13 protein-coding genes are annotated in these 12533 nt (G+C 74.7%); 4 read left to right on the plus strand and 9 right to left on the minus strand.

From position 1 onward, the window contains the following. Nucleotides 1-153: 153 nt before the first annotated feature. From ACFWXO_RS15220 to ACFWXO_RS15260, 9 genes are all read right to left on the minus strand, one after another. Nucleotides 154-687: a hypothetical protein gene (locus ACFWXO_RS15220; protein WP_380524381.1), complete on the minus strand. Its 534-nt coding sequence runs from the start codon at nucleotides 685-687 to the stop codon at nucleotides 154-156. 129 nt (nucleotides 688-816) lie between these two features. Beyond that, nucleotides 817-2466 (minus strand): cytochrome c oxidase subunit I, encoded by a 1650-nt coding sequence (gene ctaD, locus ACFWXO_RS15225; protein WP_380524456.1) that lies wholly within the window; start codon nucleotides 2464-2466, stop codon nucleotides 817-819. A 361-nt stretch (nucleotides 2467-2827) separates the two neighbouring features. Beyond that, nucleotides 2828-3700, minus strand: coding sequence for a virginiamycin B lyase (locus ACFWXO_RS15230; protein WP_380524383.1), 873 nt, complete (start codon nucleotides 3698-3700; stop codon nucleotides 2828-2830). A 78-nt stretch (nucleotides 3701-3778) separates the two neighbouring features. Then, nucleotides 3779-4885 carry an AI-2E family transporter gene (locus ACFWXO_RS15235; protein ID WP_380524385.1) on the minus strand — a complete coding sequence of 369 codons (1107 nt, stop codon included), beginning with the start codon at nucleotides 4883-4885 and terminating at the stop codon, nucleotides 3779-3781. Between the two features lie 89 nt (nucleotides 4886-4974). Beyond that, complete coding sequence (locus tag ACFWXO_RS15240; RefSeq protein ID WP_380524387.1) at nucleotides 4975-6120, minus strand: winged helix DNA-binding domain-containing protein; 1146 nt, start codon at nucleotides 6118-6120, stop codon at nucleotides 4975-4977. After that, nucleotides 6117-6872: a glycerophosphodiester phosphodiesterase gene (locus ACFWXO_RS15245; protein ID WP_380524389.1), complete on the minus strand. Its 756-nt coding sequence runs from the start codon at nucleotides 6870-6872 to the stop codon at nucleotides 6117-6119. Before ACFWXO_RS15245 ends, ACFWXO_RS15240 begins: the two co-directional genes overlap by 4 nt. Further along, nucleotides 6869-7306: a hypothetical protein gene (locus ACFWXO_RS15250; protein ID WP_380524391.1), complete on the minus strand. Its 438-nt coding sequence runs from the start codon at nucleotides 7304-7306 to the stop codon at nucleotides 6869-6871. The genes ACFWXO_RS15245 and ACFWXO_RS15250 overlap by 4 nt, the downstream gene beginning before the upstream one ends. A gap of 27 nt (nucleotides 7307-7333) precedes the next feature. Beyond that, nucleotides 7334-7750 (minus strand): molybdopterin-binding protein, encoded by a 417-nt coding sequence (locus ACFWXO_RS15255; protein WP_375886570.1) that lies wholly within the window; start codon nucleotides 7748-7750, stop codon nucleotides 7334-7336. Between the two features lie 161 nt (nucleotides 7751-7911). After that, on the minus strand, nucleotides 7912-9096 hold the full coding sequence (locus tag ACFWXO_RS15260) for an ROK family transcriptional regulator (RefSeq protein WP_380524393.1): 1185 nt from the start codon (nucleotides 9094-9096) through the stop codon (nucleotides 7912-7914). An 83-nt stretch (nucleotides 9097-9179) separates the two neighbouring features. Here ACFWXO_RS15260 and ACFWXO_RS15265 point away from each other — a divergent pair, with 83 nt between their 5' ends. The 4 genes from ACFWXO_RS15265 to ACFWXO_RS15280 all read left to right on the plus strand — a co-directional run bounded on the left by ACFWXO_RS15265 (nucleotide 9180) and on the right by ACFWXO_RS15280 (nucleotide 12341). Further along, complete coding sequence (locus tag ACFWXO_RS15265; protein WP_380524395.1) at nucleotides 9180-10412, plus strand: MFS transporter; 1233 nt, start codon at nucleotides 9180-9182, stop codon at nucleotides 10410-10412. 115 nt (nucleotides 10413-10527) lie between these two features. Beyond that, a complete protein-coding gene (locus ACFWXO_RS15270) occupies nucleotides 10528-11091 on the plus strand; it encodes a HEAT repeat domain-containing protein (RefSeq protein WP_380402986.1) in 564 nt (187 codons plus the stop codon). A 9-nt stretch (nucleotides 11092-11100) separates the two neighbouring features. Continuing rightward, a complete protein-coding gene (locus tag ACFWXO_RS15275) occupies nucleotides 11101-11868 on the plus strand; it encodes a TVP38/TMEM64 family protein (RefSeq protein ID WP_380524397.1) in 768 nt (255 codons plus the stop codon). A 221-nt stretch (nucleotides 11869-12089) separates the two neighbouring features. Beyond that, complete coding sequence (locus tag ACFWXO_RS15280; protein ID WP_375886557.1) at nucleotides 12090-12341, plus strand: hypothetical protein; 252 nt, start codon at nucleotides 12090-12092, stop codon at nucleotides 12339-12341. Nucleotides 12342-12533 lie beyond the last annotated feature (192 nt).

The raw sequence follows: 12533 nt of genomic DNA on the forward strand, positions 1-12533 counted from the left end.
CAAAAACCCCCCCCCCACAAAAAACAACACCCCAACTTTTTACCCACCCCCCCCCCCCCGGCGGCCCCGCCCCCCCCCCCCCCGCCGGGCCCCGCACGCCGTCGTCGGCAGCGCGGTCCCGACGACCGCTCAGCGCTCCCGGCGGACGACCGCTCAGCGGCCCTGCCGCCGGGCGTTCCCCAGGCCCACCAGCAGGAAGGCCAGCGCCACGCCCGCCCCGCCGACCGCCGCGAGGGCCGCCTTCGCGGCCGACCCGCCGCCGTCGGTGAGCAGGATCGACACCGCGGCCGGCACGGCCACGGCGGTGCCCACCAGCAGCCAGCCCGCCAGGGCGACGGCCGACGGGCGGCCGCCCCGCGGCACCGGCCCGGCGTCGAGCGCCGCCCAGTGGGCCGCGGTCTCCCGCCGCTCCCCGCGCCGGTCCCGCAGCGCCCGCACCCGTAGGACCGTGCCGCCGACCAGCCCGGCGAGGGCGACCTGGGCGGCGGGGCGCCAGTCGGGCCAGGCGAGCAGCAGTCCGCCGGCCAGCGCGAGCGCGGCCCACCAGAGCACGCAGGCGGCCGCCGCGGTGCGGGTGGAGCGGGGCCGGTCGGCGCCGGCCTGGAGGTCGGCGATGGCGGGCAGGTACCAGACGCAGCCGCTCGCGGTGAGCGCGGCGGTGCCGATGGCGAGGACGGTGTGGGTCATGGCCGGCCTTCCGGTGTCGCAAGGGGAGTGACGGAGGGTGGGAGGAGGAGCCGTCACCGCCCGCCCGGGGGCAGCGACGCGGGCGGGGACGGCGTTCGGGGGAGCTGGGAGTGCCCTGTGGACCGGGCCTCAGCCGTCGAGGGACGAGGCCCGGGCCCGTTCCGCCCGGCTCAGCGGCCGGTCGTACTTCACCGGCTCCACGTCGCCCAGGTGCGTCGCCGGCTTCCCGCTGTGCACCAGGACGTCCCGGGCCGCGATGTCCGGGTGGTGGAGGCCGAAGGCGGGGGATTCGGAGCGGATCCGGGGCAGCTTGACGAAGTTGTGCCGGGGCGGCGGGCAGGAGGTGGCCCACTCCAGCGAGCGGCCCCAGCCCCACGGGTCGTCCGAGGTGACCTTCTCGCCGTACTTGGCGGTCTTCCAGACGTTGTAGAGGAACGGCAGGATCGACAGGCCGAGCAGGAACGACCCGATGGTCGAGACGGTGTTCAGGGTGGTGAACCCGTCCGAGGCCAGGTAGTCGGCGTAGCGGCGCGGCATGCCCTCGGCGCCGAGCCAGTGCTGGACCAGGAAGGTCGCGTGGAAGCCGACGGTGAGCGTCCAGAAGGTGATCCGGCCGAGCCGCTCGTCGAGCTTCTTGCCCGTCATCTTCGGCCACCAGAAGTGGAAGCCGGCGAACATCGCGTACACCACCGTGCCGAACAGCGTGTAGTGGAAGTGGGCGACGACGAAGTACGAGTCGGAGACGTGGAAGTCGATCGGCGGGGCGGCGAGCAGCACGCCCGTCAGCCCGCCGAACAGGAAGGTGACCAGGAAGCCGACCGTCCAGAGCATCGGCGTCTCGAAGCTCAGCGAGCCCTTCCACATGGTGCCGACCCAGTTGAAGAACTTCACACCGGTCGGGACCGCGATCAGGAAGGTCATGAAGGAGAAGAACGGCAGCAGCACCTGCCCGGTGACGTACATGTGGTGCGCCCACACCGTGACCGAGAGCCCGGCGATCGCGATGGTGGCCGCGATCAGGCCGGAGTAGCCGAACATCGGCTTGCGGCTGAACACCGGGATGACCTCGGAGACGATCCCGAAGAAGGGCAGCGCCAGGATGTACACCTCGGGATGCCCGAAGAACCAGAACAGGTGCTGCCACAGCATCGCCCCGCCGTTGGCCGGGTCGAAGACGTGCGAGCCGAACTTGCGGTCGCACTCCAGCGCGAGCAGTGCGGCGGCCAGCACCGGGAAGACCAGCAGCACCAGCACCGAGGTGAGCAGCACGTTCCAGCAGAAGATCGACATCCGGAACATGGTCAGGCCGGGCGCGCGCATGCAGATGATCGTGGTGATGAAGTTGACGGCACCGAAGATGCTGCCGAAGCCGGACAGCGTCACGCCCATGATCCACATGTCCGAGCCGACGCCCGGCGAGTGGACGGCGTCGGAGAGCGGCGCGTAGAGGAACCAGCCGAAGTCGGCGGCCCCCTGCGGGGTGGCGAAGCCCGCGGCGGCGATCAGCGAGCCGAACATGAACAGCCAGTAGGAGAGCATGTTCAGGCGCGGGAACGCCACGTCGGGGGCGCCGAGTTGCAGCGGCATGATCCAGTTCGCGAAGCCGGTGAACAGCGGCATCGCGAACAGCAGCAGCATCACCGAGCCGTGCATGGTGAAGGCCTGGTTGAACTGCTCGTTGGAGAGGATCTGCGTTCCGGGCCGGGCGAGTTCGGCGCGCATGACCAGCGCGAGGATGCCGCCGATCAGGAAGAACGCGAACGAGGACACCAGGTACATGGTGCCGATCGTCTTGTGGTCGGTGGTGGTCAGCAGCCTGACCACGGCCGAGCCGGGTCGGCGGGGCCGAACCGGCCCTGCCGACAGGGGCGTTGGCGGTGGGGTCGGGTCGCCCTGTGCCTGGGTGGCGCTCAAGGACGCGCTCCTTCGGAACGTCGTGCGAATGGATGGCGATCCATGATCCGAACGCACGCCCCGTGCACCCCAGGGCCGTTGGGCCCGCCCGCCCGGGGCCGCTGGGCCCGAGTTCCCGGCCGCGGCCGGGACCTCCCGACCGGGACCGGCCCGGGACCCGGGCGGGACCCGGGCGGATTCAGCCCCTCAGCCCCTCAGCCCCTCAGCCCCTCAGCCCCTCAGCCCCTCAGCCCCTCAGCCGGGCGAGCTGTCCGCGCTCCAGCGCCGCGTACACCGTGCCGTCCGGGTCGACGGCGATCCCGTGCGGCTCGGCGCCCCGGCCGGGGATGGCGTGGCCGTCCAGCCGCCCGTCGGGGGTGAGCACGCCGATCCGGCCGGCGGCCCACTCGGTGAACCAGAGCCGCCCGTCCGGGCCGGCGGTGATCGCGTGCGGCCTGGCGCCCCGGTCGGCCAGCGGGTACTCCGTCACCTCCCCGTCCACGGTGATCCGCCCGACCAGTCCGCCGCCGATCCCGACGTACCAGAGCGCGCCGTCCGCGCCGGCGGTGATCCCGACCGGCGCGGTGCCCGCGGTGGGCAGCCGGTGGACGGTCACGTCGCCGTCGGTGCTCACCCGGGCGATCGCGTCGGCCTGGTTGAGCGCGCACCACAGCGCGCCGTCCGGCCCGGCGGTGATGTGCGCCGGCATCGCCCCCTCCACGGGCAGCGGGTACTCCGTCACCTCCCCGTCCACGGTGATCCGTCCGACCACGTCGGCGTTCACCTCGGTGAACCAGAGCGCCCCGTCCGGCCCGGTGACGATCCCGCCCGGCCCGACGCCGATCGCCGACAGCGCGAAGGAGGAGACCTCGCCGTCCACCGTGATCCGGCCGATCCGGCCGGTGTTCATCTCGGCGTACCAGAGCGCGCCGTCCGGGCCGGCGGTGATCACCGACGGCGCGCAGCGCGGCGCGCCGAGCCCGAACCGTCGCACCGAGCCGTCCGGCGCCAGCCGCCCGATCTCCCCGGCGCGGATGAGCGTGAACCACACCCCGCCGTCGGGCCCCACCGTGATCCCGTACGGCCCGTCCCCCGCCTCGGCCACATCGATCAGTTCCACCCGCGCCCCTCTCAAACTATCGCGACCCTTGTCGCGTTAGCGATGCTCGCATGCCCGTCCCGCCCCGGGCAACCGATTTCACCCCGGATCGCTGCCCAGCCCCCGCAGCACCGAGATCACGCCCATCCCCGCCGCGCAGACCGGCACCGCCAGCAGGGCGCCGAGGATGCCCGCGATGCCGGAGCCGGCCACCACGGCGACCATGATGGTCGCCGGGTGCAGCTCGACCGTCCGGCTCTGGATGATCGGCTGGAGGATGTTGCCCTCGATCATCTGCACCGTCAGCACCACCCCGAGCGCCCACAGCGCCGTGCCCAGGCCGCCGTCGGCGAGGGCCACCAGCACCGCGACGGTGCCGGACAGGAAGGCGCCCACGAAGGGGATGTACGCCCCCATGAAGACCAGCGCGCCCAGGCCCGGGGCGCCGGGGACGCCCAGGGCGAGCAGGCCGACCGTGATGAAGCCCGCGTCGATCAGGGCGATCAGGGTGGTGCCGCGCATGAAGCCGGCCATCGCCTCGAAGGCCCGCTCGGCGCAGGCCACCACCGTCTCGGCGCCGCGCCCGGGCAGGTGGGCGCGGATGCTGTCGCCGGTGCGGTGGCCGTCCCGCAGGAAGAAGAACACCAGGGCCAGGGCCAGCACCGCGCCGGTGATCAACTGGGTGAGCAGGCCGAGGCCGGACAGCACGCCGTTGGTCAGCGTCGAGACCAGCGAGTTGGTCTCCCCCTTGGCGTTGGCCAGCGCGTGCTCGACCTTCGCCCCGAACGGCCCCAGCCACTCGGCCAGTCGGCGGCCCGCCGCCGGGAGCGAGCCGGCGATCTGCGGGGCGCTGTGCACCAGGGAGTTGACCAGCAGGACGATCACCCCGGCCACCGCCGCGACCAGCAGCACGCAGGTCAGCCCGGCCGCCAGGCCCCGGCTGACGCCCCGCCGGACCATCCAGGGCACCACCGGGTACAGCAGCGAGGCCCCCAGCAGCGCCAGGACGAACGGCACGGTCGCGGCCCGCAGCTCGACCAGCGCGAACACCACCAGCGAGCCCACGGTGATCAGCAGGATCACCGCCACCGACCAGGCGGCCGCCTGCCGCACGGCGGGCGGCAGCATCAGGTACGGCCTGCGGTGGTCGGGCGGGCCACCGGACGGCCCAGCGGGCGGGCCACCGGACGGGCGCTCCACGGACACGGCCACCTCCGCCGGGATCGTCATCGGGTCCGGCGGCGACGAGTCCGGACCCGACCCAGCTCAGCAGAGAATCTGACGATCCGCCCGTTCTACGCCCCGCCGGCCGCCTCGATCCGCACCGCTCCACGCGGGCCACCGCCCGCGCCCGCGAAGGCCAGCACCCGCTCCGCCTCGGCCTCCGCCGCCGCGCGGTCCGCCCGCGCCAGCCGGACGAACGGCTCGACGACCACGCCCTCCGCCGGCCCCGCGTACCGCCACGTCCCGGCGACCAGCCCGTCCACCAGCAGGGTGCCGAGCACCAGGCCGTTCCGGGTCATCACCCGGTCCTTGTACCGCTCCGGCAGCACCCGGCTCCGGTCGGCGTGCGAGAGCAGCAGGTTGTCGAAGGGCGCGACCAGCCGCACCGGCGCCGGGACGTCCGGGTCCGGCCGGGGCGCCCCGGGCAGGTCGTACAGCACCCGGTCCCGCTCGTCCCGGAAGGTGAGCAGCTGCGGCGCGAGCCGCCGCAGCACCGGGCCGAGGCCGCCGAGGCCGGACCACTTCCGCAGGTCCGCCGCGCTCGCCGGGCCGAAGGCGGCCAGGTAGCGCAGCACCAGCCCGTCCAGCCGGTCCGGCTCATCCCGCGACGGCGACGGCACCGGGTCCAGCGGGCGGCCGAGCCAGGCCTCGGCAGTGGTGTGGGCGGCCGGGCCGCTGCGCCCCCACAGCCCGCGCGGCGGCACCTGGACCAGCGGCAGCAGGCAGCGCGCGGCCTGGGCCAGCGCGGCCGGGTCGCGGTCCGGGCGGGTGGCGGCCAGCAGCGTGCCGAGCTGCTGGAAGGTGCGCGGCTCCCGCTCGACCAGCGTGCGGGCCTCGGCGGCGAGCGCGGCCCGGTCGAGCCCGGCGAGCCGTCGGCCGTAGGTGGTCTGCAGCGCCTGGTCGAGGACGGGCTGGAGCAGCGGGCGCAGGGTCAGGCAGTCCTGGGCGGTGACCAGGTGGATGGTGCCGCGCTGGAGCGCGATCCGGACCGCCGCCCGCCGGTCGAGCAGGTCGCTCAGCCCGTCCGGGGTGAAGCCGTCGAGCCGGGAGAGCAGCCCGAGGTAGGGCGGCTGCGGTACGGCCTGGGCCTGGAGTCCGACGAGGTGGTGGACGACCTCGGCGGGTGTCCGGTCGGTGCGGGCGAGCAGGTGCTGGCGGGCCAGCAGGGCGCGGCCCAGGGCCCGGGGGCCGAGCACCCGGGGGCCGGGCACCGTCACCGGCGGCCGTCCAGGACCGAGCGCAGTACGGAGATCCGGTTGGTGGTGATGGAGGCGGCCCCGGTGTCGCGCAGTCGGCGCATGGTGCGGCGCAGGTCGGCGGTCCAGGTGGAGACGGCGAGCCCCTCGTCGGCGGCGGCCCGGACGAAGTCGGGGGTGACCAGGCCGAACGGCGGGTTGAGGAAACGCGGGCGCAGGTCGCGCAGCAGCGCGGGGGCGGGCATCCGCGGCTGCTTCCAGGTGAGCGCGATCTCGGCGTCGGGGCTGAGTGCGCGGACGGCGAGCATCGCGGTGGCGGGCCCGCAGAAGGCGACCAGGTCCTCGGCGCCCTGTCCGGTGACGACGGACCAGGTGGCGGCGGCCGGGCCGGGCTCGTCGAGGTCGATGAGCAGCCGGGGGCCGTCGGCCGCGGCGACGGCCTTGATCGCCTCGGCGAGGGTGGGGACGGCCAGGTCGCCCTGGCGCAGCTCGGCGAGCTGCTCGGTGGTGACCCGGCCGATCGAGCGCGGGTCGCCCCAGAGGCGTTCGAGGGTGGTGTCGTGCAGCAGCACGGGCACCCGGTCGCGGGTGAGCTGGACGTCCACCTCGACGGCGTCGGCGCCGGCGGCGAGCGCGGACTCCACCGAGGGCAGGGTGTTCTCGCGGTGGCGGTACGGGTCGCCGCGGTGGGCGACGGCGAGGACCGGGCGGCGGTCGGCGGGGGCGGGAACGGCGGCGGCGGAGGCGGAGGCGGAGGCGGCGGGGATGCTCATCGGATCTTTCCAGAAAGCCAGGGGGTGAGGTCGTGGACGCCGAGGGCCTCGCGGTAGCCGGACTCCCCGGGAACGGTGACGATCAGCGTGCTGGACGGCGGGAAGGTGCGGACCTTGACGTGCACCAGGCCGGACCAGACCGAGTTCAGGAAGGCCGGGACGCTGTCGCGCGGGACGTCGAAGGCGATCCCCTCCACGGTGACGGCGGCCTCGTCGTGGGTGAACAGCCGGACGGCGGTGTGCGGGCTGCCGTCGAACTCCAGCAGGGCCTCGTGCGGGATGGCGCCCGGTTCGTCGTCCTGGCCGACCAGCCCGGCGAAGGTCCGGTCGCTGCCGATGTCGTGCTGGGCGCGGACGGTGCGGCCGTGGCGGGCGGCGACCGCCTCGATCGCCAGGACGACGGCCTGGGTGGTCGGCAGGTTCGGGTGGTTCATCCGGGCCTCTCGTTCAGCAGACCGGCACTAGCGCCGTTCGATCATCACATTGGTCGACTTGATGACGGCAGTCGCGGGTGCGCCCGGGACCAGGTTCAGCTCCTCCGCCGCGTCCCGGCTGATCAGCGACACCACCCGGAACGGCCCGGCCTGCACCTCCACCTGGGCGGCCACGTCGCCGAGCCGCACCTCGGTGACGATCCCGGGGAAGCGGTTGCGCGCCGAGGAGGGGCGCCCCTCGGCCTCGGCGTTCTCCGGCCGGGCCAGCTCCCGCGCGAAGGCGGCGAGTTCGGCGCCGGGGATGATCCGGTGCCCGTGCTCGTCCCGCACCGCGGCGACCCTCCCGGCGTCCACCCAGCGCCGCATGGTGTCCGCGCTGACACCGAGCAGCGCGGCCGCCTCGCCGATCCGGTACGGGTTGACCGGCACCTCGGGCTGGCCCATGTACGACTCCTGACGGTGGTTCGAGCTACGGGGTACGCGCCCCCCGGCGGGTTTCGCGCCCCCCGGCGGCCATCCTGCCGTACCGGGGACGCGGACGGAAAACAGGCCCAGGAAGTGTCTTGTGGATCAGCGCGGTCCCGGCCTGATCCACAGGACACCCCCTACAGCTCGCCGAAGAGGTCCCGCCGTACGGCGTCCCCGGCGGTGAGCACCGCCCCGGCGAGGACGGCGCCGCCGCCCGCCGTACCGGCCCGCACCTCGGTGCGCAGCGGGGAGAGCCGGGCGAGGCAGCGCTCCACCCGGCGGGCCAGTTCGGCGCCGCCGGCCCGGCCGATCTCGCCGCCGAGCACCACGCAGCCGGGGTCGAGCACCACGCAGACGCTGGCCGCGCCGAGCGCGATCCGTTCGGCCAGCTCGTCCAGGAAGGCCGCACCCGCGTCCCCGCCGGCCAGGGCGGCGCGCACGACGGCTTCGGCGGCGGCCGCGTCGTCGGCCGGGCCGACGGGCAGCCCGTGGGCGCGGGCCAGCGCGCACAGGGCGGCGCTGCCGACCAGGCCGTGGAAGCCGCCCTCGCAGCTGTCGGCGCTGGGCAGTCCGGTGGCGCCGGGGACGGGCAGGAAGCAGATCTCGCCGGTGCCGCCGGAGAAGCCGCGGCGCAGCCGCCCGTCGAGGATGACGGCGGCGCCGACGCTGTGGCCGAGCCACATCAGCACGAAGGTGTCGCGGTCGCGGGCGGCGCCGACCCGGTACTCGGCCCGGCCGGCCAGGTTGACCTCGTTCTCCAGGATCACCTCGGTGTCGGGCAACTCCCGCAGCGCGGCGAGGAGTTCGGCATGCCAGCGGGGGAGCTGGCCGGTGCTGTGCAGCCGGCCGGTGGCGGGGTCGACCAGGCCGGGGGCGCCGACGGCGACGGTGTGCAGCCGCTCGACGCCGGCGCCGCGCGCGGTCTCCCGCAGGGTGCGGACGATCGCCGCGGCGGTGTCCTGGGGCCCGTCGGCCTCGACGGGGATCTCGGCGGTGCCGAGGGTGCGCCCGGCGAGGTCGGCGACGACCAGGCTGACGCCGCCCTCGCGGACGTCGAAGGCGGCGATGTGGGCGCGGGAGGCGACCAGCGCGTAGAGCCTCGCATTGGGGCCGCGCCGCTGTTCGCCGCGTTCGCCGACGACGGCGACCAGGCCGGTGCGCTGGAGGCGGTCGAGCAGGTCGGCGACGGTCGGCCGGGAGAGGCCGGTGAGGTCGCGCAGCTCGGTCGCGGTCAGGGGGCCCTGTTCGAGCAGGAGGTTGAGCGCCAGCCGGTCGTTGATGGCCCGGGCGGTGCTCGGCGTGGCCGTACGCACGGTGGTCATGGCGGATCATCCTTCCAGAGTGTTTCTATCAGGGTCCCTTCCTGATAGTTTATCGACCACCAGGACCGGGAGGGAACCGCAGCATGACCGCCACCAGTCTCGAACCACTCTCCGAACCACGCCGCGCCCGCCGGAGCATCGCGCTGGTCTTCGGGGTGCACGGCGCCGTCGGCGGCACCTTCGTCACCCGCATCCCGTGGATCCTGGACCGCCTGGACCTCTCCCCCGGGCAGCTCGGCCTCGCCCTGGTGATGCCCGCCATCGGCTCCTCCCTCGCGATGCCGCTGGCCGGGCGCGTCGTCCACCGCTACGGCGGCCGGGCGGCGGTCCGCGGACTGCTCTCGCTCTGGTGCCTGGCCCTCACCCTGCCCGCGCTCGCCCCCTCGCTGCCCGCCCTGTGCGCGGTACTGCTGGTGTACGGCGCCACGGCCGGCACGGCGGACGTCGCGATGAACGCCCAGGGCGTGGAGATCGAGCAGCGCCTCGGCCGTTCGGTCATGTCCGGACTGCACGGGATGTGGAGCGCGGGCGGCCTGGTGGCCTCCGGCTTCGGCATCCTGGCCGCCCACCTCGCCCTGGACGCCCGGCTCCAGCTGGCCGTCACCGCCCTCGTGCTGCTCGCCCTCGCCCAGCCGGTCTGCCGCGGACTGCCCGACCTCCGCTCCCCCGCGGATTCCGAGGCCCCGCCGCGCTTCGCCCTGCCGCCGCGCAGCTCGCTGGTGATCGGCCTGGTCGGCTTCTGCGCGGTGTTCGGCGAGGGCGCCTCGATGGACTGGAGCGGCGTCTACCTCAAGGACGTCACCGGCGCCTCGGCCACCGTGGCCGCCGCCTCGTACACCGCCTTCGCGTTCACCATGGCGGTCAGCCGCCTGGCCGGCGACGCGGTGGTCCGCCGCCTCGGCGCCGTCCGCACCAGCCGCCTGAGCGGGGCCGTCGCCACCCTGGGCGGCGTCCTGGTGGTGGCCGCCGACACCCCGGCGCTGGCCGTCCCGGGCTTCGCCCTGATCGGCATCGGCGTCGCGGTGATCGTCCCGCTGGCCTTCGCGGCCGCCGGCCGGATCGGCAGCAACCCCAGCCAGGCCATCGCGGGCGTCGCCACCGTCACCTACACCTCCGGCCTGATCGCCCCCGCCGTCATCGGCGCCCTCGCCCAGGCCACCTCCCTGACCGTCTCCTTCGGCCTGGTCACCCTGCTCGCCCTCGCCCTCCTGCTGAGCGCCGGCGCCCTGCGCCGGGCCGAACCGAACTCCGCCGGGGAGAACGTGACCGGGCTGCCGCCGGAGAACGCCTCCGGAAAGAACCTCTCGACGATCTGACGGGGATTCCCGCGCCGGGCGCGACGGCCCGGACGCCGCGCCGCCACCCCACCGACCCGCTCCCCGGGGCGAAATCCCTTTGCCCGGGCGGGCGTTGCGGGCCGACACTGGGGCCGTGCTCGGATTCGTCAGAACTGACAACGAAGCCCTGGTCGCCTGCCTGGGCGACCCACAACGCACCGTGGCCGCGTACCGGGAGCTGCTCCGGCGCGGGGCGGACGCGCTCGAAGCCATCCGGGCCGGCCTGGCCGACGACCGCGCGGCCGTCCGGGAGGGCTGCTGCCGGCTCCTGGACCACCTCGTCGACACCGACTCCATGGGCCGGCTGATCACCATGGCCGACGACCCGGACCCCGAGGTCAGGATCGCCGCGTTCCACGCCCTGGCCTGCGACCGCTGCAAGGACGACGCCTGCGCACCGGGCGCGGGCCTGGTCCTCGAACCCGCCCTCCGCCACCTCGCCGACGACCCGGACCCCCGGGTCCGGTCGCGGGCCGCCGAGCTGGTCGGCAAGTTCGTCCACACCGACGCCCGCGCCGCCGACGCCCTGACGGCCGCCCGCACCGGGGACCGCAGCCCGGCCGTCCGGAAGAAGGCGGGGTGGTACGCCCCCGGCGGGCCGATCCACCGGCGGACCGCCCCGCGCACCCCGGACCGGCCCGTGGCGGGGACCGGCTAGGCTCGGCCCGTGCCCGCAGCCCTGACCACGCCCGCCGACTCCGCCGCTCCGGCCGCTCCCGCCGAAGCGGTCGAACCCGCCGAGGCCGCAGAGGCCGCGGAGACCACCGAACGGGCCCCGGGCCGCTCGCCCTGGTGGCGGTTCGGCCTGCTGGTGGTCCTGCTGGGGGCGTGCGCCGGGTCGCTGCTGCTGTGGAGCCCGACGGACCTGCTCTCCGGCGGCCTGGCGGACCGGCTGCCCGGCTACTGGTTCGCCCCGCTGTTCGCCCTGGTCTACGCCGTCGGCACGCTCGCCTTCGTCCCGCGCCCCGCGCTGAACGCCGTGGCCGGCCTGCTGCTCGGCATCCAGCAGGGCGTGCTGCTCGCCGTCCTCGGCACCACCCTGGGCGCGGCCCTGGCCTTCGGCCTCGGCCGGGGCCTGGGCCGGGAGGCGCTCAGGCCGTACCTGCGCGGCAAGGTGCTGGGCGCCCTCGACCAGCGCTTCACCGACCAGGGCTTCCGCAGCGTCCTGGTGCTGCGGCTGCTCCCCGGCCTGCCCTTCCAGGCCGGGAACTACGGCGCCGCCTTCTCCGGGGTCCGCTTCCTCCCCTTCCTGCTCGCCACCGCGATCGGCGTGGTCCCGACCACCGCCGTCTACGTGACGGCCGCCGCCAGCGCGGACCAGCCCGGCTCGGCGGCCTTCCTGGTCTCGGCCGGGGTGATCGCCCTGCTGGTGCTCGGCAGCCTGGTCGGCGCCTGGCGGGCCTACGCCGCCCGCCGTCGTCCGCGTACCGACTGACCCCTTCTCCGGTAAACCATGAGATTTACAACATGACGGAGCGTCACCGCCCACGGCGAGCCCGCTTCGCTCCGTAGTTAGTGCACGGACACATGTCCGTTTTGCCCACCCTTGCCCCACTGTGAACCCTGTTGATCTCGCCGAATTGCCCGTGCCATTCTCGACCGGCCGGGGGGCGATGCCTTTCGGCTGTTCATGCACGAACGGAAAGGCAGCAATTCATGAAGTCGAAGAAGTCGAAGGCCGTCTCCCTGCTCATCGGCGGGGCCGCCATGGCCATCCCGCTGCTGGGCGTCAACACCGTCAACGCCCCGCAGGCGAGCGCGATGACCTTCGACCCCAACGCCTGCCTGGACCTCTCCCAGGTCCAGAAGTGCGAGAACGGCACCCTGTGGGGATTCGTCCGCCCGCAGGGGCCGACCCAGGACCCGTGCGGAATGCCCTGGCGAGCCGTGAAGGTCGGCAACTGCTAGGAGCCGATCCCGGCGCGCGGATCATCGTTCCGTGCACGAATTCCGGAATACGACCGGGCGCCCGGTGAGCCGCGGGGGGGGGGCGGCCCCCCCCCCCGGGGCCGGGGGGGGGCCCCGGAGAAAATGACATTGACCCGCCCCGGGGGGTGGCCGGGCTCCGGCCGGCGCGGGGGGGGGCCGGGCATAGGAGGG

The sequence above is a fragment of the Kitasatospora sp. NPDC059088 genome (assembly GCF_042738155.1).
Lineage (GTDB): Bacteria > Actinomycetota > Actinomycetes > Streptomycetales > Streptomycetaceae > Kitasatospora.